20 protein-coding genes and 1 riboswitch are annotated in these 24,336 nt (G+C 72.3%); of the genes, 9 read left to right on the top strand and 11 right to left on the bottom strand.

Annotation, left to right across the window (positions count from 1 at the left end; all coding sequences use genetic code 11):
• Positions 1-235 precede the first annotated feature (235 nt).
• From KUM39_RS11915 to KUM39_RS11905, 3 genes are all read left to right on the top strand, one after another.
• The gene (locus KUM39_RS11915) at positions 236-895 is read left to right on the top strand and encodes a response regulator transcription factor (RefSeq protein WP_217785533.1); all 660 of its coding nucleotides are present in this window, start codon (positions 236-238) and stop codon (positions 893-895) included.
• Between the two features lie 377 nt (positions 896-1,272).
• Positions 1,273-3,201 carry a 2-oxoacid:acceptor oxidoreductase subunit alpha gene (locus KUM39_RS11910; protein WP_217785522.1) on the top strand — a complete coding sequence of 643 codons (1,929 nt, stop codon included), beginning with the start codon at positions 1,273-1,275 and terminating at the stop codon, positions 3,199-3,201.
• Positions 3,194-4,252: a 2-oxoacid:ferredoxin oxidoreductase subunit beta gene (locus tag KUM39_RS11905; RefSeq protein WP_217785521.1), complete on the top strand. Its 1,059-nt coding sequence runs from the start codon at positions 3,194-3,196 to the stop codon at positions 4,250-4,252. The genes KUM39_RS11910 and KUM39_RS11905 overlap by 8 nt, the downstream gene beginning before the upstream one ends.
• A 207-nt stretch (positions 4,253-4,459) precedes the next feature.
• Here the strand turns inward: KUM39_RS11905 and KUM39_RS11900 are convergent, their stop codons facing one another.
• Entirely contained in the window at positions 4,460-4,897 is a 438-nt protein-coding gene (locus KUM39_RS11900; protein ID WP_217785520.1) for a winged helix-turn-helix transcriptional regulator, read from the bottom strand.
• Positions 4,898-5,019: 122 nt separating this feature from the next.
• Here KUM39_RS11900 and KUM39_RS11895 point away from each other — a divergent pair, with 122 nt between their 5' ends.
• The 3 genes from KUM39_RS11895 (at position 5,020) to KUM39_RS11885 (ending at position 7,776) form a co-directional block, all read left to right on the top strand.
• Entirely contained in the window at positions 5,020-5,874 is an 855-nt protein-coding gene (locus tag KUM39_RS11895; protein WP_217785519.1) for an SDR family oxidoreductase, read from the top strand.
• 235 nt (positions 5,875-6,109) lie between these two features.
• Positions 6,110-7,099: an EamA family transporter RarD gene (gene rarD / locus KUM39_RS11890; protein WP_217785518.1), complete on the top strand. Its 990-nt coding sequence runs from the start codon at positions 6,110-6,112 to the stop codon at positions 7,097-7,099.
• A 176-nt stretch (positions 7,100-7,275) separates the two neighbouring features.
• Positions 7,276-7,776: a VOC family protein gene (locus tag KUM39_RS11885; protein ID WP_217785517.1), complete on the top strand. Its 501-nt coding sequence runs from the start codon at positions 7,276-7,278 to the stop codon at positions 7,774-7,776.
• Between the two features lie 96 nt (positions 7,777-7,872).
• Here KUM39_RS11885 and KUM39_RS11880 read toward each other — a convergent pair whose 3' ends face one another.
• The 5 genes from KUM39_RS11880 to KUM39_RS11860 form a co-directional block, all read right to left on the bottom strand.
• Positions 7,873-9,084, bottom strand: coding sequence for a hypothetical protein (locus KUM39_RS11880; RefSeq protein ID WP_217785516.1), 1,212 nt, complete (start codon positions 9,082-9,084; stop codon positions 7,873-7,875).
• A 141-nt stretch (positions 9,085-9,225) separates the two neighbouring features.
• Positions 9,226-10,143, bottom strand: a complete 918-nt coding sequence (locus tag KUM39_RS11875; protein WP_217785515.1) for an ABC transporter permease — start codon at positions 10,141-10,143, stop codon at positions 9,226-9,228.
• Complete coding sequence (locus KUM39_RS11870; protein ID WP_217785514.1) at positions 10,130-11,119, bottom strand: ABC transporter ATP-binding protein; 990 nt, start codon at positions 11,117-11,119, stop codon at positions 10,130-10,132. The genes KUM39_RS11875 and KUM39_RS11870 overlap by 14 nt, the downstream gene beginning before the upstream one ends.
• Positions 11,120-11,310: 191 nt before the next feature.
• Positions 11,311-12,573 carry a LolA family protein gene (locus tag KUM39_RS11865; RefSeq protein ID WP_217785513.1) on the bottom strand — a complete coding sequence of 421 codons (1,263 nt, stop codon included), beginning with the start codon at positions 12,571-12,573 and terminating at the stop codon, positions 11,311-11,313.
• A 397-nt stretch (positions 12,574-12,970) separates the two neighbouring features.
• Positions 12,971-13,981, bottom strand: coding sequence for a polyprenyl synthetase family protein (locus KUM39_RS11860; RefSeq protein WP_217785512.1), 1,011 nt, complete (start codon positions 13,979-13,981; stop codon positions 12,971-12,973).
• Between the two features lie 514 nt (positions 13,982-14,495).
• Positions 14,496-14,718, top strand: a riboswitch (cyclic di-AMP (ydaO/yuaA leader).
• Positions 14,719-14,738: 20 nt separating this feature from the next.
• Between KUM39_RS11860 and KUM39_RS11855 the strand changes: the two genes are divergently transcribed.
• A complete protein-coding gene (locus KUM39_RS11855) occupies positions 14,739-15,236 on the top strand; it encodes a transglycosylase SLT domain-containing protein (RefSeq protein ID WP_217785532.1) in 498 nt (165 codons plus the stop codon).
• A gap of 70 nt (positions 15,237-15,306) precedes the next feature.
• On the opposite strand, the gene KUM39_RS11850 is transcribed toward KUM39_RS11855, so the two are convergent.
• The 4 genes from KUM39_RS11850 to KUM39_RS11835 form a co-directional block, all read right to left on the bottom strand.
• Complete coding sequence (locus KUM39_RS11850; protein WP_217785511.1) at positions 15,307-16,125, bottom strand: HAD family hydrolase; 819 nt, start codon at positions 16,123-16,125, stop codon at positions 15,307-15,309.
• Positions 16,126-16,202: 77 nt separating this feature from the next.
• Positions 16,203-16,439, bottom strand: coding sequence for a hypothetical protein (locus KUM39_RS11845; RefSeq protein ID WP_217785510.1), 237 nt, complete (start codon positions 16,437-16,439; stop codon positions 16,203-16,205).
• 305 nt (positions 16,440-16,744) lie between these two features.
• Positions 16,745-17,947, bottom strand: a complete 1,203-nt coding sequence (locus KUM39_RS11840) for an NAD(P)-binding domain-containing protein (protein ID WP_217785509.1) — start codon at positions 17,945-17,947, stop codon at positions 16,745-16,747.
• Between the two features lie 284 nt (positions 17,948-18,231).
• A complete protein-coding gene (locus KUM39_RS11835; RefSeq protein ID WP_217785531.1) occupies positions 18,232-19,470 on the bottom strand; it encodes a carboxylate--amine ligase in 1,239 nt (412 codons plus the stop codon).
• 300 nt (positions 19,471-19,770) lie between these two features.
• Between KUM39_RS11835 and fahA the strand changes: the two genes are divergently transcribed.
• A complete protein-coding gene (gene fahA / locus KUM39_RS11830) occupies positions 19,771-20,994 on the top strand; it encodes a fumarylacetoacetase (protein ID WP_217785508.1) in 1,224 nt (407 codons plus the stop codon).
• A 227-nt stretch (positions 20,995-21,221) separates the two neighbouring features.
• Positions 21,222-22,160: a M56 family metallopeptidase gene (locus KUM39_RS11825; RefSeq protein ID WP_217785507.1), complete on the top strand. Its 939-nt coding sequence runs from the start codon at positions 21,222-21,224 to the stop codon at positions 22,158-22,160.
• 120 nt (positions 22,161-22,280) lie between these two features.
• Here KUM39_RS11825 and recQ read toward each other — a convergent pair whose 3' ends face one another.
• On the bottom strand, positions 22,281-24,299 hold the full coding sequence (gene recQ, locus KUM39_RS11820; RefSeq protein WP_217785506.1) for a DNA helicase RecQ: 2,019 nt from the start codon (positions 24,297-24,299) through the stop codon (positions 22,281-22,283).
• Positions 24,300-24,336 lie beyond the last annotated feature (37 nt).

The raw sequence follows: 24,336 nt of genomic DNA, 5'->3' as shown, positions 1-24,336 counted from the left end.
CGCACGCACCGCACGCACCGCACGCACCGCACGCACCGATCAAGAGTGCCCGGATCGCCGCGCCCTCCCCCTGCCCACACCCCACCTCTCCCGCACTTTTCCACAGCCCCGGTGACCCCTCTCATGCGTTATCCACAGGCCGCCCGGCCTCGTCCGATTGCTGGAATGCTTTGCTCCGCAGGAGACACCGTCGGCGGAGCGCAGTGGGGGTCGGGAGATCGTGGAGAACGTGAGGGTGCGGGTGGTCATCGCCGAGGACTCGGTGTTGCTCCGGGAGGGGCTGACCCGGCTTCTGACGGACCGGGGGCACGATGTGGTCGCGGGCGTCGGGGACGCGGAGGCGTTGGTGAAGACCGTCGCCGACCTGGCCGCGCAGGGCGAGCTGCCCGATGTGGTGGTGGCCGATGTGCGGATGCCGCCGACGCACACGGACGAGGGTGTCCGGGCCGCCGTGCGGTTGCGCAGGGAGTATCCGGGGCTCGGGGTGCTGGTCCTGTCGCAGTATGTGGAGGAGCGGTACGCCACCGAACTGCTGGCCGGTTCCAGCAGGGGCGTCGGGTATCTGCTCAAGGACCGGGTGGCCGATGTGCGGGAGTTCGTGGACGCGGTGGTGCGGGTCGCGGCGGGCGGTACGGCGCTGGATCCGGAGGTGGTGGCCCAGTTGCTGGGGCGCAGCCGCAAGCAGGATGTGCTGGCGGTGCTCACGCCGAGGGAGCGCGAGGTGCTGGGGCTGATGGCGGAGGGGCGGACGAACTCGGCCATCGCGCGGCAGCTCGTGGTGAGCGACGGGGCGGTGGAGAAGCACGTGAGCAACATCTTCCTGAAGCTGGGGCTGTCGCCCAGCGATGGGGACCACCGGCGGGTTCTGGCCGTTCTGACGTACCTGAACTCCTGATGTCGGGACGGCGCGGGGTGCGCCGGGGAGACTCGGCCGGGTGGCCCGCCGCACGACCCGCGCCGTGTCACCCGACCGGCCGCTCGGCGGGCCACCGGACCGGCTGTCCCACGGGCACCTCCGATCCATTCCGTACCCGTCAGCCCGGTGTCAGCCGCCCCCGCTTCTGTTGGAAGCGGAGGGACACGCGGGGCGTGTCTTGATCGATGCTCCGGTGGTGGGGGAAAGCATGGGATGTCAGCGCGACAGGCCGTCTCGAATTGCCGTCCATCCTGTGGATGGCCACGGGAAGGCGCCCCAACCGACGTAGGGTTGATTCCGGCATGGTCCGTGGGAAGACCACGCCCGAACAGCCGCCTCGAAGGAGGTCCAGTTCAGTGACCAGCCAGGTCAGCAGCCCGACGGAGCAGGCCGACGAACCCGTCCTCGCAGAGCAGCGCACACCGGGCGGCGCGAAGGACGTGCGGCGCCTGGACCGGGTGATCATCCGGTTCGCGGGGGACTCGGGCGACGGTATGCAGCTCACCGGGGACCGTTTCACCTCGGAGACCGCGTCGTTCGGCAACGATCTCTCCACGCTTCCGAACTTCCCCGCCGAGATCCGCGCGCCCGCCGGAACTCTGCCCGGCGTCTCCAGTTTCCAGCTCCACTTCGCCGACCACGACATCCTCACGCCGGGTGACGCGCCGAACGTCCTGGTGGCGATGAATCCGGCGGCGTTGAAGGCCAACATCGCGGATCTGCCGCGCGGCGCCGAGATCATCGTGAACACCGACGAGTTCACCAAGCGTGCCCTGCAGAAGGTCGGCTACGAGGCGTCCCCGCTGGAGGACGGCTCGCTGGACGGCTACAGCCTGCACCCGGTGCCGCTGACCACGCTCACCGTGGAGGCGCTCAAGGAGTTCGAGCTGTCCCGGAAGGAGGCGGAGCGGAGCAAGAACATGTTCGCGCTCGGTCTGCTGTCGTGGATGTACCACCGGCCGACGGAGGGCACCGAGCGGTTCCTGCGGGCGAAGTTCGCCAAGAAGCCGGACATCGCGGCGGCGAACATCGCGGCGTTCCGGGCGGGGTGGAACTTCGGGGAGACCACGGAGGACTTCGCGGTCTCCTACGAGGTGGCACCGGCGGCGACGGCGTTCCCGCCGGGGCTGTACCGCAACATCTCCGGCAACCTGGCGCTGGCGTACGGCCTGATCAGTGCCTCGCGCCAGGCGGACCTGCCGCTGTATCTGGGGTCGTACCCGATCACCCCGGCGTCGGACATCCTGCACGAGCTGAGCCGGCACAAGAACTTCGGGGTGCGGACGTTCCAGGCCGAGGACGAGATCGCGGGGATCGGGGCGGCGCTCGGCGCGGCCTTCGGCGGCTCGCTGGCGGTGACGACCACGTCCGGTCCCGGTGTGGCGCTCAAGAGCGAGACGATCGGGCTCGCCGTCTCGATGGAGCTGCCGCTGCTGGTGGTGGACATCCAGCGCGGCGGGCCCTCGACGGGGCTGCCGACCAAGACCGAGCAGGCCGATCTGCTCCAGGCGATGTACGGGCGCAACGGCGAGGCGCCGGTGCCGGTGGTGGCGCCGCGCACCCCGGCCGACTGTTTCGACGCGGCGCTGGAGGCGGCGCGGATCGCGCTGACGTACCGGACGCCGGTGTTCCTGCTGTCGGACGGGTATCTCGCCAACGGGTCCGAACCGTGGCGGGTGCCGGATCTGGAGGAGTTGCCGGATCTGCGGACACGGTTCGCGTCAGGGCCGAACCACACGCTGGCGGACGGCACCGAGGTGTTCTGGCCGTACAAGCGGGACCCGTTGACGCTGGCGCGGCCGTGGGCGGTGCCGGGCACACCGGGGCTGGAGCACCGGATCGGCGGGATCGAGAAGCAGGACGGTACGGGCAACATCTCGTACGACCCGGCGAACCACGATCTGATGGTGCGTACCCGGCAGGCCAAGATCGACGGGATCGAGGTGCCCGACCTCGCGGTGGACGACCCGGACGGCGCGCGGACCCTGGTGCTCGGCTGGGGTTCCACCTACGGGCCGATCACGGCGGCAGTACGGCGGCTGCGCGCGGCCGGTGTGTCGATCGCGCAGGCGCATCTGCGCCACCTGAACCCGTTCCCGGCGAACCTGGGTGCGGTGCTCGCCGGGTACGACAAGGTCGTCGTCCCGGAGATGAACCTCGGGCAACTCGCCCTGCTGATTCGGGCGAAGTATCTGGTGGACGCGCACTCGTACAACCAGGTCAACGGGATGCCGTTCAAGGCGGAACAGCTCGCCACCGCGCTGAAGGAGGCCATCGATGACTGACGCCGGCACCGGGCTGCTCCACCTGGTCCCCAAGGCCGAGGCCAAGCAGTCGATGAAGGACTTCAAGTCGGACCAGGAGGTGCGCTGGTGCCCCGGCTGCGGTGACTACGCGATCCTCGCCGCCGTGCAGGGGTTCATGCCGGAGCTGGGTCTGGCGCGGGAGAACATCGTCTTCGTCTCGGGCATCGGCTGCTCCTCCCGCTTCCCGTACTACCTGAACACGTACGGGATGCACTCCATCCACGGCCGGGCGCCCGCGATCGCCACCGGGCTGGCGACCAGCAGACGGGACCTGTCGGTGTGGGTGGTCACCGGTGACGGTGACGCGCTCTCCATCGGCGGCAACCATCTGATCCACGCGCTGCGCCGCAATGTGAACCTGAAGATCCTGCTGTTCAACAACCGGATCTACGGGCTGACCAAGGGCCAGTACAGTCCGACCTCCGAGGTCGGCAAGATCACCAAATCGACGCCGATGGGCTCGCTGGACGCGCCGTTCAACCCGGTGTCGCTGGCGATCGGCGCGGAGGCGTCGTTCGTCGCCCGCACCATCGACTCCGACCGCAAGCACCTCACGGAGGTGCTGCGCGCCGCCGCCGACCACCCCGGTACGGCGCTGGTGGAGATCTACCAGAACTGCAACATCTTCAACGACGGCGCGTTCGACGCCCTCAAGGACCGGGAGCGGGCCCAGGACGCGCTGATCCGGCTGGAGCACGGGCAGCCGATCCGGTTCGGCGCGGACGGTGCGCGCGGTGTCGTACGGGACCGGCGCACCGGGGATCTGGAGGTCGTCGAGGTGACCCCGGAGAACGAGGCGGAGATCCTGGTGCACGACGCGCACACCGCGTCGCCCACCACCGCTTTCGCCCTCTCCCGGCTCGCCGACCCGGACACCCTGCACCACACCCCGATCGGGGTGTTCCGCTCGGTGGTGCGGCCGGTCTACGACACGGCGATGGCCGACCAGTTGGAGACGGCCGTGGAGCAGCAGGGCAAGGGCGACCTGGCCGGGCTGCTGGCGGGCGGGGACACCTGGACGGTCGGCTGACGTTCCCGTGGTCACGTAACGGCGGGGGCGGCGCGGCCGTCACTCATCCGGCCGCGACTCGTCCCGCCGTGACCCGTACTGCCGTCACTCACCCGGCCGTGACTCGTCTCGCCGTGACCCGTACTGCCTACGCCGTACCCGTACACCGAAGTGGCCCGGAAGCACGCCTTCCGGGCCACTTCGGCACCCGGCGCTCACACCATCTGTTCAAGCCCGTGCCGCGCGCGCCTCGTCGTAGGCCCGGCGGGACTCCTCCACCTCGTCCATGCGCCGGTGGGTCCAGCGGGCGAGGAGGCGGACCTGTTCGGCGGCCTCGCGGCCGAGCGGGGTGAGGGTGTAGTCCACGCGGGGCGGGATGACCGGCTTGGCGTCGCGGTGCACGAGGCCGTCGCGCTCCAGGGTCTGGAGGGTCTGGGTGAGCATCTTCTCGCTGACCCGCGCCACCCGCTCGATCGCCCGGCGCAGTTCGCTGAACCGCCGTGATCCGTCGAGGAGTTCGATCAGGACGAGCACGCCCCAGCGGCTGGTGACGTGCTCCAGGACGAGGCGGTACGGGCACTGCGCCTCGGCCTCCAGGGTGTTGCGCGGGCGCGGACCGGGGCGGTCGGAGGGACCGGGGGCATCGACTGCTGGGCTCACTGCCATGCCAGTACCTTACTTCAAGGTAGGTACCTTACTTAAAAGTGGGTACTTTCCCTCAGTAAGCACCCCTCCTAGGGTGGAGACACATCCACCCGCAGGACATCCCACCCAGGAGTGCGCAGCCCATGAGCATCGTCGTCACCGCCGCCACCGGACACCTCGGCCGGCTGGTCGTGGAGCAGTTGTTGGAGCAGGTCCCGGCCGGGGAGGTCACCGCGGTCGTCCGGGACGAGGCGAAGGCGGCCGGGCTGGCCGCGCGCGGCGTGCGGATCGCCGTGGCCGACTACAACGCGCCCGAGACGTTCGACGGCGTGTTCGCGGCCGGGGACAAGGTCCTGCTGATCTCGGGCAACGAGTTCGACAAGGGCCGGGTGCGTCAGCACGCCGGTGTGATCGGGGCCGCGAAGGCGGCGGGCGTGGCGCTGCTCGCGTACACCAGCGCACCGGCGAGCCTGCACGCCGCGCTCACCGACGACCACCGCGCCACCGAGGAGTTGCTGACCGCGTCCGGGCTGCCGTACAGCCTGCTGCGGAACGGCTGGTACCACGAGAACTACACCGGGAACCTGGCCCCGGTGCTGGAGCACGGCGCGGTGGTCGCGGCGGCGGGCGAGGGCCGGGTCTCCTCCGCCTCGCGCGCCGACTACGCGGCGGCGGCCGTGGCGGTGCTGACCGGCGAGGGGCACGAGAACACGGCGTACGAGCTGGGCGGGGACGAGGCGTGGAGCTTCGCGGAGTACGCGGCGGAGCTGAGCCGGGCCACCGGGCGGGAGATCGTGTACAACGCGGTGCCCGTGGAGACGATGAAGGGCATCCTCGCCGGGGCCGGACTGCCCGCGCCGCTGGTGGAGATCTTCGCGGAGGTGGACACGCGGATCGAGAAGGGCGAGCTGGTCGTCACCACCGGCGACCTGTCCCGCCTGACCGGCCGCCCCACCACCCCGCTGCGCGAGGCCATCGCCACCGCCCTCGCCTCCTGACCCCGTAGCCCCCCGACCCCCCGTGACCCCATGCCCCCGTGCCACCCCGCGTGGCCCGGCCCGCCCGGCCCGCTCGGCCCGGCCCGGCTCGGCTCGGCTCGGCTCGGCTCGGCTGTCATGACCGTATGGCGATACGGGCATGACAGCCGGGCCGGGCGGCGCTACCGTCGTTCTCGCGTGCGTGAATGCGCATGAGTGTGCGTACGTCGCCGCGACGTGAGAAGGAGGGCCGCCCGTGACCGGGTCGTCCAAGGGGGAACACCGGACAGGTCTGCTCAACGGCTTCGCCGCCTACGGCATGTGGGGTCTGGTCCCGCTGTTCTGGCCGCTGCTCAAACCGGCCGGGGCGCTGGAGATCCTGGCCCACCGCATGGTGTGGTCGCTGGCATTCGTCGGGGTGGCGCTGCTGTTCACCCGGCACTGGGCGTGGGCCGGTGAGCTGCTGCGGCAGCCGAAGCGGCTCGCGCTGGTGACGCTCGCGGCGGCCGTCATCACGGTCAACTGGGGCGTCTACATCTGGTCGGTGAACTCCGGCCATGTGGTCGAGGCGTCGCTGGGGTACTTCATTAATCCGCTGGTGACCATAGCGATGGGTGTGCTGCTGCTGAAGGAGCGGTTGCGGCCCGTGCAATGGGCGGCGGTCGGCGTCGGCTTCCTCGCGGTGGTCGTGCTGACCATCGGTTACGGGCGTCCGCCGTGGATCTCGCTGGTCCTGGCGTTCTCGTTCGCCACGTACGGGCTGGTGAAGAAGAAGGTCGGGCTGGGCGGCATCGAGTCGCTGACGGCGGAGACCGCGATCCAGTTCGTGCCCGCGCTCGGCTATCTGCTCTGGCTGTCGGCGCACGGCACGTCCACCTTCGCCGCCGAGGGCGCCGGGCACGCGGCGCTGCTCGCCGCCACCGGCCTGGTCACGGCGATCCCGCTGGTCTGCTTCGGCGCGGCGGCGATCCGGGTGCCCCTCTCCACGCTGGGCCTGCTCCAGTACCTGGCCCCGGTCTTCCAGTTCGTGCTGGGCATCCTCTACTTCCACGAGTCCATGCCCGCCGAACGCTGGGCCGGGTTCGCGCTGGTCTGGCTCGCGCTGATCCTCCTCACCTGGGAGGCGCTGCGTTCGGCCCGCCGGGCACGGGTCGCGGCGATGGCAGGGGCCGGGGCATCGGGCCTGGGACTGCCCACTCCTCGGACCACTGCGGCGACCGAGCCGGCGGAGACAGCCGACGCCTGACCGGTCCGGCTCCTGGCACCCCGGCCGCCCCCGGCACCCGGGCCGGCACCCGGCACCCGGGCCGCCCCGTGCCTAAGCCGCATCTTGCCGCCCGCCCCGGCGCGCCTCCCGCATCCCCGGCGCACCCCTGCGCTGTCGTACGCCCCCCTGCCGTACCCCCGCGCTATAAGTGGTCCATGCCCACCCAACCCCCCGCCACCACCCCCGTTCCTCCCGCCTCCGCTCCCGCTCCCCTGCACTGGAAACTCGTCGCGGACGCGGCCGACCCGCACACGCAGGCCGATTTCTGGGCCGCCGCGCTGCACTACACGGTCGAGGACAACAGCGCGCTGATCGCCCGCCTGCTGACGCTCGGCGCGCTGCCCGGCGAGGCGACCGTGGAGCACCACGGCCGCGCCGCCTTCCGCGATCTGATCGCCGTACGGCACCCCGAGGACCCCTGCGACCCCGAGACGGGGACGGGGCTGGGGCGGCGGCTGCTGTTCCAGCGCGTCCCCGAGCCGAAGGCCGGGAAGAACCGGCTGCACCTCGACGTGCACGCTCCGGCCGGGCAGCGTACGGCGGAGGTGGCGCGGCTGACGGCACTCGGCGCACGGGTCCTGCGCGAGGTGCGCGAACCGGCGGGCGAGTGGACGGTGCTGGCCGATCCGGAGGGCAACGAGTTCTGCGTGCAGTGAGCCGCCGGAGCGTACCGGGGCCCGTGACGCGGCTCCACGCCCCGCAACCCGCCCCGCGCCCGCCCGGCTGCCGCGCCCTGCTGCCCGTCCGCCGCCCTACCGCTGGGCCGCTGCCCGTGCCGTCAGGCGGGTCATGCGGGAGTGGGCGGACTCCAGGGGCTCGGGTTCGGCGGCGGCCGGGCCGGGTTCGGCCATGAGGTCGGTCCACAGGGCGATCAGTTCGGCGCCCATCCGCAGCCCCTCCTCCGGGTCGCGGACCCCGCGCCAAGCGGTGGCGGCGCTGCGTACGTTGCCGTAGGCGGCCTCCGCGTCACGCGCCTGCCGCCGCAGCCGGGCCAGGTCCATCGAGAGACCGAAGGAACCGGCGGGATCGCCCGCGAGGTAGGCGATGTACGCGGTCAGCTCGCGCAGGTGCAGCACCTCGGGGTGGCACGGGCCGAGCACGGTGGACGCCTCGGTGACGGTACGGGCGGCTAGGTCGGCCGCCGTTTCGAGGCGGCCCTCGCGGACGGCCGCGTTGATCAGGGCCATCGGCGCGGTCAGCAGTTCGGCGCCCTCGGCGGTCTCGGTCACCGGTTCGTCCCCGAGCACCTCCTCGGCCACGGCGTCGAAGCCGCGCGGGGGCGTGGGGGTGTCGTCGGGGTCGATGAGCCCGGTCTCCAGCAGGGGCGCGGGCGCGCGGGACGGCTGGGGCTGCGGCGCGGTACGACGCCCCGGCTCGCGCACGGGTCCGTGCCCCGGCTCGCGCGCCGGTTCGAAGGGCGACGCGGGCTCCGGCGGGAGGACGACCTCGGCCTCCGGGGCGTCCTGTCCGGCGGCGGCGGGCCAGGCGACGGGTGCCGGGTCCGGCCGGGCACCGGAGACGTCCATGACGGGCGGCGGCCCGAACACCGCGCATGACGGCGCCTGCACCATGCCGCCGGGCACGCCAGTCATACCTGTCACACCGGGAGCACCGGGCACGCCCAGTGCCGCACCGGACGCGGCCGGAGCAGCCGCTGCGGAGCCGGTCGTACCGGCGGCCCGCACCGCCTCCCCCACCATCCGGCTGGACCCGTCCGCCGCGACTTCGAGCGGGACCACGCAGCCGGTCCGGTCGTCGTGCACGGTGGCCTGTACGGGGGCGCCGAGGCTGATGGCGAGCCGCTGGAGGTGGTCGAGTACGGACTGCTGGATCTCCTGGCCGGGCGCGGCGAGGACCGCCGTACCACCGACCCAGGCGCGGCCCGCGTCCACCACCCGTACCCGTACCGCCGTCGCGTGCGCGGTCTGCCGCACCCGCTGCTTCTCGAAGCTCAGTCGAGGCATCGCTTCCTCACTCCCCCGGCGCCACCGCCCGGTCGTACCGTCCTGCCGACCAGTCTGTCCCCGATCCCCGGCCCCGCACGTCACTACGGCGTCACAGCCTCGCACCAGGGGCTCGCGGGCCGCTCCCGAGCGCAGCGGCCCTCACGCCGTGATGTCCTTCGTCGTGAACCGCGCCCACGCCGCCGTGCCGAACACCACCGCGTAGCCGCCCTGGAGGGCGAGGTTCTTGACGAGGTCGTCCCAGTAGACGGGTTCGCGCATGAGGTCTGCGAAGGACAGCCAGTAGTGGGAGAACAAGTACGGCTGGATGGCGTGGAGTTGGGGGATCTGGTCGAGGATCTGGACGGTGATGAGCAGGCCGACGGTGGTGGCCATCGCCGCGATGCCGCTGTTGGTGAGGGTGGAGACGAAGAGGCCGAGGGCGGAGATGCCGACCAGGGAGGCGGCGACGACCAGGGCGATCAGCAGGGCGCGGAGGAGTCCGTCGGCGAAGGTGATGCGGGTGCCGGAGATGGTCATGAGGTCGCCGAGCGGGAACAGCAGCGCGCCGACGATCAGTGCGGTGACCGCGACGACCAGCGTGGCCAGCAGGCAGAACGCCAGCACGGTCGCGTACTTGGTGAGCAACAGGCGGGTGCGCCCGGCCGGGGCGACCAGCAGATAGCGCAGGGTGCCCGCGCCCGCCTCGCCCGCGACGGCGTCCCCCGCGATCACGCCGACGACCAGCGGCAGGAAGAACGGCAGGGTGGCGGCCAGCGCCGTGAACACCAGGAACAGCCCGTTGTTGGTGATCTGTGCGATGAACGCCGGTCCGTTGCCGCCGTCCCCGTCCGACCCGCCGTCACTCGTCTGCACCCGTACGGCGATCCCCACCAGCACCGGCACCGCCGCGAGTACCGCGAGCAGCGCGAGGGTGCGCCAGCGGCGCAGGGTGGTGAACAGCTCGCTGCGCAGCAGACCGAGGCTCCACAGCGGACGCGGCCGACGCGGAGGTGGAGGTTCCGCCACGGGCCCGGACGCGGGTACGGGTACGGGTACGGGGGCGTCAGCCTGCGACATCGAATCCCTCTCCGGTCAGCGCCACGAACGCGTCCTCCAGCGAGGCCCGTTCGACGGCGAAGCCGCGCACCCGGACCCCCGCCGCGACCAGCGCCGCGTTGATCTCGGCGGGGTCCCGCGCGGGCGGTTCGCCGGAGACGCGGTCGCCGGTCACAGTGAGGTCCGTGACGCCCTGTTCCTTGAGCACGCGGGCCGCGTCGGCGGTGTCCGGGGTGGTCACCGCGAGCCGTCCGCGCGCCCCGGCGGCCAGGTCGGCCATCGCGCCCTGGGTGAGGAGGCGGCCCCGCGCCATCACGGCCGCGTGCGTGCAGACCTGTTCGATCTCGTCCAGCAGATGGGAGGAGAGGAAGACGGTCGTACCGTCCGAGGCCAGCGCCCGGACCAGGCCCCGGATCTCCCGCATGCCCTGCGGATCGAGGCCGTTGGTCGGCTCGTCCAGCACCAGCAGCCGACGCGGCTGGAGCAGGGCGGCAGCGATGGCGAGGCGCTGCTTCATGCCGAGCGAGTACGCGCGCGCCTTCTTCCCGGCGGCGGCGCCGAGCCCGACCCGGTCCAGCGCGGCACCCACGCGCGGACGCCGGGTGCGGGGGTCGGCGGTGGGGTCGGCCGCGTCGTAGCGCAGCAGGTTGTCCCGGCCGGAGAGGAAGCCGTAGAGCGCCGGGCCCTCGATGAGCGCGCCGACCTCGGGGAGTACGGCCTGGGTGGCGCGGGGCATCGGGCGGCCCAGGACGCTCACCGTGCCCGAGGTGGGCTCGATCAGGCCCATCAGCATGCGGATGGTGGTGGTCTTGCCGGAGCCGTTGGGCCCGAGGAACCCGAAGACGCTGCCCGCCGGGACGGTGAGGTCCAGCCCGTCCACGGCGAGCTGACCGCCCCGGTAGCGCTTGGTGAGGCCGCGCGTGGCGATGACGGGAGGGGGTGCGGACGGGAGTCCTGGGGGCCCGGCGGACGGAGGTGCGTACGGTTCGTCGTCCATTGGCTCCCTCGCTCCCGCTCGACGTACGGCTCGGCGGTGAGGCGTACGGCTCGACCCTACGGCTCCGGTCCGGGCGGCGCCGGAAACGGCGGCCGGAAAACCGGGAGCCCCCGGCGGCACCGGTCAACCGGCACCGCCGAAGACCCCCCGCGAACCCCACGAACCCGTGCGCCCGCGAACCCCCGGAGGGACTAGCCCGCCGTGTTCGCCGTGTTCGCCGTCTTCACCAGCGCGTCCTTGGTGACCGCGCCGACGTAGACCTTGCCGTCGTCGGTGACCAGGGCGTTGACGATGCGGGTGGAATAGACCGTGCCCTTGCCGAACGTGCCGGAGACCGGCTGGCCGAGGGAGTTCAGGAAGCCGCCCGCGTCACCGCTCGCGGAGGCGGAGGGCAGCCCGTTCTTGGACCCGGTGTCGAAGGTGGCGACGGCGTTCCAGCCCTTGCCGATGACCTTGCCGCCCTTCATGCCGTGCGTGAAGCCCTCGGCGGGGTTCATGAACTGGTCGTCGCCGGAGGCCGAGGTGTCGGGCCTGGCGGAACCGTCGCCCTTGCCGGAACTGTCGTGGTGGCCGGAGTCGCCCTGCCCGCCCTCGGTGACCTTCGCGCCCTTGGGCGGGGTGAAGTCGAAGGTGGAGGCGGACGGCTTGGCGAAGGAGACCTGGGTGAAGCCCGCGTCTAGGACGGCGGCGCCGCCGCTGCTCGGGGTGAGGGTGAACTTCAGCGGCGCGTAGTTCTTCGCGTCCACGGCGATGGTGATCGCGCCGACCGTGCTGCCGGACTGCTTGGGCTTGATCTGGAGTTTGTAGGCGTCCCGGCCGGCGACCTGGGCGGTGCCGTCCACGGTGACGGCGGTGGTGCTGTCCACCCGCTTCAGCGCTTCCTTGGCGAAGTCGTCCGGGGTGCCCCGCGACTCGTCCCGCTGCCGGTCGCCCGGGTGGGCGTCGGCGCGGTGGAAGACCTGGTTGGTCTTGCTGTCGTAGCCCCAGACGTCCTTGCCGTTGTGGATGACGCTGTACTCCGCGCCCTTCTCCAGCAGGGAGAGCTTCTGGCGCTCGGGGCCGTCGGCGGCCACCCGGAGGGTGTGCGTGCCGCTGGCCAGCTCGGTGAGGTGCTGGGCGGGGTCGGCGGAGGAACCGTCGCCGCCCCGGCCCGCGCCGGAGGTCATGCCGTCGGCGAGTCCGCCGAGGTCGGGCAGGCCGAGGTCGGTGCTGATCCGGACGGTGCCGGACAGCTCCTGGACGTCGGACGTGGCCATCTTCTCGATGAGCTGCTGCGCGCTGATCTTCGGCAGGTCCGGGTCGCCGGAGTTCGCCAGCGCCGGGACGAGGCCGATCGTGCCCGCGGCGACACCCACCACCGCGACCGGGACCACGTACCGCGCCGCGCGGCGGCGGGAGCGGGGCTGCTCGCCCTGCGGGGCTCCCGCCGTGTCATCGGTTTCGTACGGTGCCATCTTTGCCCTACCTCCGTCGTCGGCGGCGGCTGTCCTCACACTGTCCCCGAACCTTCAACGTCCGTCCGGACCGGGAAGTGCCCCACACCCTGAGCCGCCATTTTCACCCGGATCGGTGATCGGTGCGGATTCTTCCGTGTGTCCATCTGACCAAATCCGCAGGCGGAAAGCGTCAGACCACGGAGGCACCTGTGTGTACGCCTCCGGTATGACGCCGGGCGGGGAGAACGGGCCGCACCCTAGGGGTCCGGTCCCCCCTGGGACACCGGAACCGCTGGTGGGAGCGGTCGCGGACCCCTGAGGGGTGGAGCGGGGGCCGTAGGGGGTGATCGCCGGGGGGATCTCCGGAGGGGTCAGCCCGCGCGATGCACGATCCCTCCGGGGGATGTCCGGGGGCTCAGCCCGCGCGGTGCACGACCGCGTCGCACAGCTCGGTCAGGGCCGCCTTGGCGTCGCACTCGGGGAGCGGGCCGAGCGCGGCGCGGGCCTCCTGCGCGTAGCGCACGGTGTCCCGGCGGGCCTGCTCCAGCGCGGGGTGGGCGCGCAGTCCGGCCAGCGCCTCGGCGTGCCGGGTGTCGTCGGTGAGGTCGGAGTCGAGCAGCTCGACCAGGGCCAGGTCCTCGGGCAGCCCTAGCCGGAGGGCGCGCTCGCGCAGCCGCAGCACGGGCATGGTCGGGATGCCCTCGCGCAGGTCGGTGCCGGGGGTCTTGCCGGACTCGTGGGAGTCGGAAGCGATGTCGAGGACGTCGTCCGCGAGCTGGAAGGCGACCCCGAGCCGCTCCCCGTACTGGGTGAGCACGTCCACCACGGTGTCGTCGGCGCCGGACATCATCGCGCCGAACCGGCAGGAGACAGCGACCAGGGAACCGGTCTTGCCGCCGAGCACGTCGAGGTAGTGCTCGACCGGGTCGCGGCCGTCCACGGGCCCCGCGGTCTCCAGGATCTGGCCGGTGACCAGCCGTTCGAACGCGAGGGCCTGGACGCGCACCGCCTCGGGGCCGAGGTCCGCGAGGATCTGGGAGGCGCGCGCGAAGAGGAAATCGCCGGTGAGCACCGCGACGGAGTTGCCCCAGCGGGTGTTGGCGCTGTCCACGCCCCGGCGCACGGCCGCCTCATCCATGACGTCGTCGTGATAGAGCGTGGCGAGGTGGGTCAGCTCCACGACCACGGCGGAGGGGACGACCCCCGGCGCGTACGGGTCGCCGAAGCGGGCCGCGAGCATCACCAGCAGCGGGCGGAATCGCTTCCCCCCGGCCTGCACCAGGTGCTGCGCGGCCTCGGTGATGAAGGGGACCTCGCTCTTGGTGGCTTCGAGCAGGCCCTCCTCGACAGCCGCCAATCCGGCCTGGACATCGGCTTCCAGAGCCTGGTCCCGCACGCTCAGCCCGAACGGCCCGACGACGGTCACGAGGGGTCTCCTGTCTGCTGGTGTCTGCTGGCGCTCACACGGCGGTTTGTCGATAGGTCGCTGCCACCACTCAACTCAGCGTATCCGGTCCTGTTTCGATCACCGATAGCGCCCACCGGTCGGCGTCGGCTCGCACCAGGTCAGGGCCGGTATGTTTTTGATCATCTGATACGGGCAGCCATCACTCCACTTAACAGCAATTCGTCCGTTTTGTCGTACGGAGCATTACCGGGCGCCGACGACCCGCGAACAGTTTCCGGATTGCACTCCGCAGAGCCCCCAAACCACCCATGTCCGATTTGGTGTTGTTTGGTATTTCGTGAAGTGAGTCACCCGCGCATCATTGCCCGCACACAGGACATTCACTGCCTTCTGCCCTTGCACACAGGGCGAGTTGAGGGTGTGCGGTCGCAAAGGATCAAGTGCCCAAATAGGTATGGATCAAGCCCAAGCGGCGCTTTATATCGATCTGACACTTGTTCCGGACATGTGCTCTCGCATAGCTTCCGGGCACATCGGACGAACGCCGAATCCTGCCGCGTCCGACACACCCATCCCACGAGTTCTTTCGTACGGCAGGAGCGGGGGACCCAGGTAAGCCGCCGGCCGGTACGGCACGTGTCGCAACGTGCCGGACCGTTCCGGCTCGGGGTGAAGCCGTGACTCCTTCGGGGGCACGGCCGGGCACCTCCCCGCCCGAACCCGACAGCTCACCTCGCAGGCGACGGAGAGGAATTCCGCCATGTCCGCTGCCGCCCTGCCCGCTGCCGCCACGCCCCGTCGCGCCCGCACCAGCCGCCTCGTCCGCACGCTCGCCGCCGCGGGCACCGGGGCCGCCGTGCTCGCCCTGCCGATCATCGGCGCGACCAGCGCGTCCGCCGCGACCCCGGCCGTCGCCACCGCCGCGACCATCTCCACCACCCCGGCCGGGTACCCCAACAACCTCGACGGCTGGATTCGTGAGTCCCTCGCGATCATGGCCCAGAAGGGCATACCCGGCTCCTACAACGGAATCCACCGCAACGTGATCCGCGAGTCCTCCGGCAACCCCAACGCCATCAACCTGTGGGACTCCAACGCGGCCAAGGGCATCCCCTCCAAGGGTCTGCTCCAGGTCATCGACCCCACGTTCAACGCGTACCACGTGGCCGGAACGTCCTTCAACATCTACGACCCGGTCGCCAACATCACCGCCGCCTGCAACTACGCGGCGCACCGGTACGGCTCGATCGACAACGTGTTCGGCGCGTACTGATTCGGCGCGTACCGAGCGGACCGACCCGGCCGATCGGGCCGTAGCGGCCGGGCCGTAGCCGCCGGTGATGTCAGGGGAACAGTCCTTCGAGGACGACGGCGATGCCGTCGTCCTCGTTCGACGTCGTGACCTCGTCCGCGACCGCCTTCAGCTCCGGGTGCGCGTTGCCCATCGCCACCGCGTGCCCGGCCCACTCGAACATCGGCACGTCGTTGGGCATGTCCCCGAAGGCGAGCGCCCGCTCCGCCGGGATGCCCAGCCGCTCGGCGGCCAGCGCGAGACCGGTCGCCTTCGTCACCCCGCTCGGCTGGAGCTCCACGGTGCCGGGCCCGGACATGGTGACGGTGGCGAGCGGGCCGACCACCGCGCGGGCCGCCGCCGCCAACTCGTCGTCACCCAGGGCGTGATGGCGCAGCAGCACCTTGCTGATCGGCGCCCGCCACAGCTCCGCGCGCCGCTCCACCCGGACGGCGGGCAGCGTGGGGTGTGGCATCCGGTAGCCCGGCTCGATCAGGGTGAGCCCGTCCACGCCGTCTTGGTCCACGGCCGCGTACACCTCCCCGATCTCCGCCTCGATCTTGCCGAGCGCCGTCTCGGCCAGCTCCCGGTCCAGCCGGACCGACCACAGCATGCGGCCCGTCCCGGCGTCGTACAGCTGCGCGCCCTGCCCGCACACCGCGAGCCCCGTGGCACCGAGCCCGGCCAGCAGCGCCCGCACCCGCGGCACCGGCCGCCCGGTCGCCACCAGATGCCGCGCCCCCACCCGCTCCGCCCGCCCCAGCGCGGCCACCGTCCGCGCCGAGACCGTGTCGTCACCGCGCAGCAACGTCCCGTCCAGGTCGGTGACGATCAGCGCGTACGCGGGGGATGAGGGCGGGGATGGGGCCATGACCAGAGAATACGGATCATGGACACCACCGACTCATCCGGCCGGTAAGGGAGTTGGGGCAGGGCAGCATGCCAGGGTCAGGGGATGTCGTCGAGGAGTGCGTCCAGCACGCGGCGGACAGCTTCGCGGACGGTGGCGGCGGCGACCGCGCCGAAGACCGCACGGGCGGCCTTCCGGGCGAATCCCCCTCGCGCTTCGGGAAGTTGCTGCTGCTCGGGCTGCGGAACTCGCGGGGCCTGGGGCGGCTGTGGGGCTCGGTCCGGCGGTGCGGCTTGGGGCGGCTGCTGGGGCTGCTGAGGTCGTCGCGTGCTCATGGGTCCTCCAGGGGTCGGGCCCTGTTCCGGCCGCTGGGGTGGGCCGGTTCTGGGTGGCGTGACCTTGCTGGAGGCGGGGGTTAGCGGCACAAGTCCCTGTTCCCGCCCCTCGGGCGGTCGGCATCAACCGAGTTGAGCGGTGTACGGGTCCACATGGGCCTGCCTCGGGCCGGGAGCGGGGCGAGCGGTCGCGGTGCCGCACAGCCCACAAACCCCGCTCACCCTCTCGCCTCGCACAGCCCACAAACCACGCTCACCCTCTCGCCCCGCTTACTGGAGGCCAACTCCTCTGCCCCGCAATGGACTTACCCGTGCGCCGACGCCAAGTGCCGTGCCAGGCGCGGGGAGGCGAAAGCCGTGCCGCAGACGAAGCGCATGACCGGGCCGTAGGAGGCGGCGGCGGGGAGGCCGGTGAAGTAGAGGCCGGGGAGGGAGGAGACGTAGCCGGGGCCGAGGCGGGGGGCGCCACGGCCGGTGGCGAGGCGGGCGCGGAGGCCGGGGCCGAGGAAGTCGAGGGCGGCGACGTCCACGCGGTAGCCGGTCGCGGCGACGACGTGGTCCGCGTCGAGCCGCTCGGTGCGCCCGTCGTGGCCGCGTACCGTCAGAACCGGCCCGCTGTCCGCCGCTTCGGCGCCCAACACCCGCTCCACCTCCCGCACTTCGACCCGCCCGGCGAACCGCTCGCGCAGCCACCACGCGCCCAGCGGGCCGAGCACCCGGCGGACCAGGGTGTGCCGGACCGGTTCGGGCAGGAAGCGGTACGGCTGTGGGTAGTAGCTGAGCGCCCACAGCGACCAGGCCCGGCCGAACGGCGACTCCGGGCGCAGCCTCGGCTGCTCCCAGGGCGGCGCGCCGAACGCGACCCGGCCCCGCCCGCGCGACACCACCCGGACCCGCGCGCCCCCCTCCGCCGCGAGCACCGCCGTCTCCAGCGCCGACTGTCCCGCGCCGACCACGATCAGATCCCGGCCCGCGAACCGGCCGAGGTCGTGCCACTGCGAACTGTGCGACAGCACTCCGGTGGCCGACGGGCCGTCCGGCACGGCACCGGCCAGCTCGGGCGGGAGGTGCGCGAACCCGGTGAGCCCGGTGGCGACCACCACCGCTCGCGCCGTGAACTCCTCCCCCGAGTCCAGCTTGAGCGCGAACCCGCCGCTGCCGTCCCGCTCCACGGACACCACCCGGACCCGTTCCAGCTCCGGCAGCAGACTGCGCTGGAACCAGTCGCCGTACGCCGTGAACGTCTCCACCGGCACGATGTCCTCGTCCGTCACCAGCCGCCGGATGCCCGCCGCGTCGCAGTAGTCCGCGAGGGTGTGGCCGGGCTGGGGGCAGTCCAGGTCGGAGGCGGCCGGGGTCGATTTCAGGAGCATCCCGGCGGGCATGTGGTCGCGCCACGCGGTCATCGGCTCACCGAAGATCCGGACGGGTATGCCGCGCACCCGCAGATGGGCGGCGGTGGACAGGCCGTACGGCCCGGCCCCGATCACTGCAACCGGTCGAATCACGAAAGTCCCTCCCCAGGACGCGGTGCGCCACGGTCGGCGGTGGCGGTGCCTCTCTTCGTGCGGTGGTGCGGTGGTGCGGTGTGCGGTGTGACCTGCGGTGCGGGGCCGTGTGGGGCGAGCACATGTGGGGCGGACTCATGTGGGGCGAGCACATGTGGGGCCCCCACATGTCATGTGAGGCGAGCCCATGTGGGGCCCCCACATGTGGTGGAGGCACATGTGGGACTGACCCCTCCCGCCTCCCCCTCCCCCAACCGATCGCCCAACCGCCCGCCCCCGCCTCCCTATCCCCCGCCCCCGCTCCCCCGCCCCGCACGCCACAGCTCGTACAGATGCTTCGCCCCCGGCCGCGCGGAGCGGGCCAGCATCGTCAGGAAGGGCATCGGGTCGTCGGCCGCGAACCAGGCCGGTTCGGTGCCGGTGGCGCGGGCGGGGGCGTGCGGGGTGGTGTAGCCGCTGCGGCGGTAGGCGAGGAGGGCGGGCAGGTCGATGTTCTCCACGACGTACCGGTGCCCGGCGCGCTGTTCACCGGCCGGGACCGGGCGGCCGGTGAGATCGAGGTGGAGCGCGCGAACGACGTCCACGCCCGCCTCGCTCTCGAACAGCCGGAACTGGGCGCCCATGCGCGGGTTGAAGTCCAGCATCTTGTACCGCCCGTCGCGCCGGTCGAAGCGCAGATCGAGGTCGGCGATCCCGGTGAACCCGATCTGCTTGACGAACCGGGCGGCCAGATCGGCGAGTTCGGGGTTGTCCACGACGTACGCGCTCGCCGTCATCCCCGCGTGCGGCGGCCAGGAGCGGACCTTGACCCCCGTGAAAAGGGCGCGCGGTGTGTGGTCGGCACCTATGTGGGCGTGCACGATCCAGTCCTCGGCCTGCTCCCTCGGCAGGTACTCCTGGAGGATCACCCCCGGTCGGTCGCCCCACTCGCGGGCGAGGGCGAGCAGCCGGGCCCGGGTGGCGACGCGGGTGGTGCCGTGCACGGCCGGGCGGCTGCGCCGGACGAACGCCTCGCGGTTCTTCGCCATCACCGGGAAGCGGGCCTGCTCCGCGAAGGCGACGACCTGCTCGTACGACTCCGGGAACGCGGCCTCGGGACTCGGCACCCCGTGTGCCGCGCAGAGTTCGTGCAGGCCCCGCTTGCTGGCGAGGCGGCGGGGCAGCGCGGGGTCCACGCGCGGGAAGAGGAACGGCCCGGCCAGTTCCTCCTGGTGCTCGGCGATGAGGACGGCGGCCTCCTCGTCGGTCGGCACCAGCACGGCCGGGCGGCCGATGCGGCGGCCGATCCGCAGCAGGCCCTCGACCAGTCGGCCGGGGTCCTCGGCGCCGGTCGTCGGCCAGACGAAGGCGCGGGTCAGATAGCGGGACGCGGCGGCGGGCGTCCAGGTGTCCTCGGTGACGGCGTACATCGGGACGCCCAGCCTGCCGAGGCTGCGGATGGCGCCGACCCCGCCGTGGTGCAGCGGGTAGTCACCGAACTTGACGATCAGTCCGGGTACGCCCCGGTCGGCGTCCGGCGGCATGCCGGCGGTGCTCACGGCCACGGGTCCCCCCACGTGTCCCCCCGGTGCGGCCCGGTCCCACCCCGTCCGCTTCCCCCGAAGGACGCTAAGCCGGAATTACGGCCTCCGACAGGGACCGTTCGGACATTGCGAACTCTTTAGACACCGTGGGTAGTGCCTGAACACATGTCTTACGACCACACCTTGTGACCCTGCCCAAGACAGGCGACCCACCCGTAACGTGTGGCGGGACCACACATGTGGCGCGACCACATGGTTCGCACCGCCATGCACGGCCCCGGCTGAGAGTGAGGCACACCCATGCCCCCCTTCGACGTCCCCGAGGGCGATCCCTTCGGCCCGCACAACCTCCCGTACGGCGTATTCTCCCTGCCCGGTGACGCGTCCGGCGGCCGGAGGGTCGGCGTCCGCCTCGGTGACCACGTCCTGGACGCGGGTGCGGCGGCAGCCGCGCTCGGCTCCCCGTACGTCTCGCTGCTCGCCCGCCCCGACCTCGGCGCGCTGCTCGCGGCCGGGCGGACGGCCTGGTCGGACGTGCGGCGCGCGCTGACCGCGTGGGTGACGGTCCCCTCGCACCGCACGGTGATCGAGCCGCTGTTCCACCCGCTGTCCTCGGTCGCCCTGCACCTGCCGTTCGAGGTCGCGGACTACGTGGACTTCTACGCCTCCGAGCACCACGCCCGTAACGTCGGCAGCATCTTCCGCCCCGACGCCGAGGACTCCCTCACCCCCAACTGGAAGCATCTGCCGATCGGTTACCACGGCCGCGCGGGCACGGTCGTGGTGTCGGGCACGGACGTCGTACGGCCGTCCGGGCAGCGCAAGGGGCCCGGCGACCCGGTGCCGGTGTTCGGCCCGTCGGTCCGGCTGGACATCGAGGCCGAGGTCGGGTTCGTCGTGGGCACGCCGTCGGAGCGGGGGCGGCCGGTCGCGCTCGGGGACTTCCGCGAGCACGTCTTCGGACTGTGCCTGCTCAACGACTGGTCGGCGCGTGACGTGCAGGCGTGGGAGTACGTGCCGCTCGGCCCGTTCCTGGGCAAGTCGTTCGCCACCTCGGTGTCGGCGTGGGTCACCCCACTGGAGGCGCTGGAGCCCGCCCGCACCGCGCCGCCCGAGCGCACCCACCCACTGCTGCCCTACCTGGACGACTCCGCGCCGGACGTCGAGCCGGGCGGCTACGACCTGCGGATCTCCGTCGCCGTCAACGGCCACACGGTCTCCGAGCCGCCGTTCGCCACCATGTACTGGACGGCCGCGCAGCAGCTCGCCCACATGACGGTCAACGGCGCGTCCCTGCGTACCGGCGACCTGTTCGGCTCCGGCACGGTCAGCGGGCCCGAGCCCGGCCAGCGCGGCTCCCTGCTCGAACTCACCTGGAACGGCCGCGACCCGCTCGACCTGCCCACCGGCAAGCGGGCCTTCCTGGAGGACGGCGACGAGGTCGTCCTCACCGCCTGGGCGCCGGGTCAGGACGGGGCGCGAGTGGGACTCGGGGAGGTGCGCGGGCGGGTGGTGGCGGGGTGAGACCCGCGCGCCTCCGGACCGGACACGGCTCAACCCGTACCGCCCGCACGGAACTTCGGCCGCCTCGTTCGGGGGACTGACGTGGGGGCAGGGCGGCGGCATACTGACGGGCGGGGGCGCGCGCGGTACGGCGCGTCGCCGCGCCCCGTCCGTCCGCCGCGCTCCGCGTGTTCCGGCCGATCCTCCGTCCTCCCGTCCCGCCGCTACCAGGAAACCGGGGCCCCGGCATGACCGTCTGCCTGCTCCTGCTGAGCGTCGTCGGCCTCACCGCCGCCGTGCCGGTGCCGCGCGCGCTGACGCGGGCCGCGTGGCCGGAGCGGGAACCGGTGGTCGCGCTGTGGGTGTGGCAGTGCCTGGTCGCCACGGTGCTGCTGTGCTGCTCGACCGCGCTGGTCCTGGGCACGGCGGCCGTCTTCCACACCGTCCGCGATCATGTCTTCGCCCCCGCCCCGGCCGCCGTGACCGCCGCGTACGGCCTCTCGGCCGCACCCGTGTGGGCCTCCATCCTCACCGTGCTGCTGGCCTGCGGGGCCGCCTGGACGACGGCGGTGCTCGCCCGCGAGCTGGTGGAGGTACGGCGCAGCCGGGGCAGCGCGCGGGCCGAGCTGCGGGAGCGGGCGCCGGATCTTCCGGCGGGGCTGCCGGTGGAGCGGGGGCCGATGCTGGTGCTGGAGGACGAGTATCCGGACGCCTGGTGGATGCCGGGGCATCCCGCGCGGCTCGTGGTGACCACGGGGGCGTTGCACCGGCTCACCGATCATCAGCTCGACGCGGTGCTCACCCATGAGCGGGGGCACGCGCGCGCCCACCACGACTGGCTGCTGCACCTGTCCACCGCCCTCGCCACCGGCTTCCCCCGCGTGCCCCTCTTCGCCCACTTCCGCGACCAGACCCACCGGCTGGTCGAACTCGCCGCCGACGACACCGCCTCCCGGCGCTGCGGCCACCTCACCACCGCGCTCGCCCTCATCCAGCTGAACCAGCACCGGGGCGTGCTCTCCTGCGCCTCCAGCCGACGCCTGCTCGGCGAGCGCGTGGACCGTCTCCTCGCCCCACCGCCCCGGCTACGGCGCCGCCAGCGCGCCCTCACGACCGCCCTGGCCGCGCTGATTCCCCTGGTCCCGCTCCTGATCACCTTCGCCCCGGGCCTGTCGGCACTGGGCTGAGCCCTCCGGAAGCGGGCGGGGTGGGACGGCGCCGCAGCCCGGCGGAGGGGGCGGCGCGGGGCGTCTGCCCTCGGCTCAGTGGGCCTGCTCCCCGGTCCCAGTCCTCAGTCCCAGTCCCCCTCAGTCCCAGTCCTCCGGGCCGGGTTCGTCGGGGGGCTCCGGCCAGTCGGACTCCGGAGACTGCGGGGACTCCGGGTTCTCCGGCGACTCAGGGGACTCTTCGGGGGCCGGTCCGGAGGGCGGGGTTCGGGCGTGCAACGCGGCCAGGACTCCCTCCCCGTAGGTCGCCAGTTTCTTCTCGCCCACCCCGCTGATCGTGCCCAGGTCGCGGACGGTGGCGGGGGACTGGGTGACGATCTCGCGGAGGGTGGCGTCGTGGAAGATGACGTAGGCGGGGACGCCCTGTTCCTTGGCCTGTTCGGCGCGCCAGGCGCGGAGGGCTTCGAAGGCGGGGACCAGGTGGGCGGGGAGTTCGACGGCGGGCGCCTTGGACTTGCCGCCGCGACCGGAGCCGGAACCCGATGAACCCGAGCGCGACGCGGTCGGCCGCTTCGGTTCCTTGCGGAGCGGGACCTCGCGCTCCCGGCGCAGTACGGTGCCGCTGGCCTCCGTGAGGACCAGGGTGCCGTACTCCCCCTCCACGGCGAGGAGGCTCTGCGCGAGGAGTTGGCGGATCACCCCGCGCCAGTCGGCCTCGGTCAGATCCGCGCCGATGCCGAAGACGGAGAGCTGGTCGTGGTCGAACTGGATGACCTTGGCGGTGCGTTTGCCGAGGAGGATGTCCACGATCTGCACGGCGCCGAACTTCTGCCCGCGCTCGCGCTGGAGCCGGACCACGGTGGAGAGCACCTTCTGCGCGGCGACCGTGCCGTCCCAGGTCTCCGGGGTGCTCAGACAGGTGTCGCAGTTGCCGCAGCCCTCGGCGGGCGGTTCCTGCCCGAAGTAGGCGAGGAGCTGGCCGCGTCGGCAGCGGACCGTCTCGCACAGGGCGAGCATCGAGTCCAGGTGGGCGCCCGCGCGGCGGCGGAACGCCTCGTCGCCCTCACCGGACTGGATGAGCTTGCGCTGCTGGACGACGTCGTTCAGGCCGTACGCCATCCAGGCCGTGGAGGGGAGGCCGTCCCGGCCCGCGCGGCCGGTCTCCTGGTAGTAGCCCTCGATGGACTTCGGCAGGTCGAGGTGGGCGACGAAGCGGACGTCGGGCTTGTCGATGCCCATGCCGAAGGCGATGGTGGCGACGACGACCAGGCCCTCCTCGCGGAGGAAGCGGGACTGGTGGTCGGCACGGACGGAGCCGTCCAGACCCGCGTGGTACGGCACCGCGCGGACACCGTTGGTGTTGAGGAACTCGGCGGTGCGTTCGACGGAGTTCCGGGAGAGGCAGTAGACGATCCCGGCGTCCCCGGCGTGCTCGTCGCGGAGGAAGGCGAGGAGCTGCTTGCGGGGGTCGGCCTTGGGGACGATCCGGTACTGGATGTTGGGCCGGTCGAAGCTGGCGACGAAGTGGCGGGCGTCGGGGAGGTTCAGCCGGTGGGTGATCTCCTCGTGGGTGGCGCGGGTCGCCGTGGCGGTGAGGGCGATACGGGGGACGTCCGGCCAGCGCTCGCCGAGGAGGGACAGGGCGAGGTAGTCGGGGCGGAAGTCGTGGCCCCACTGGGAGACGCAGTGGGCCTCGTCGATGGCGAAGAGGGAGATCTTGCCGCGCGAGAGCAGGTCGAGCGTGGCCTCGACCCGCAGCCGCTCCGGGGCGAGGTACAGCAGGTCCAGCTCACCGGCGAGGAACTCGGCCTCCACCGTGCGGCGCTCGTCGAAGTCCAGCGTGGAGTTGATGAACCCGGCCCGCACCCCGAGTGCGCGCAGCGCGTCCACCTGGTCCTGCATGAGCGCGATCAGCGGCGAGACGACCACGCCCGTACCGGGCCTGACCAGCGCCGGGATCTGGTAGCACAGCGACTTGCCGCCACCGGTCGGCATCAGGACCAGCGCGTCACCGCCCGCGACCACGTGCTCGATGATCGCTTCCTGCTCGCCCCGGAACGCGTCGTACCCGAACACCCGGTGCAGCGTGGCCAGCGCCTCACCGCCGCCCGCTCCCGTCTCCGCCGTCTCGCCGCTCACACCCGTACCGCCCGTCACCATGACCCCGCACGTCGTCCCTCGACCACTCCCCCACGAT

It is taken from the genome of Streptomyces corallincola (assembly GCF_019104725.1).
GTDB classification, from domain to species: domain Bacteria; phylum Actinomycetota; class Actinomycetes; order Streptomycetales; family Streptomycetaceae; genus Streptomyces; species Streptomyces corallincola.
The sequence above is the reverse complement of the archived record's forward strand: the minus strand, read 5'-3'. Positions and strand labels throughout refer to the sequence as shown.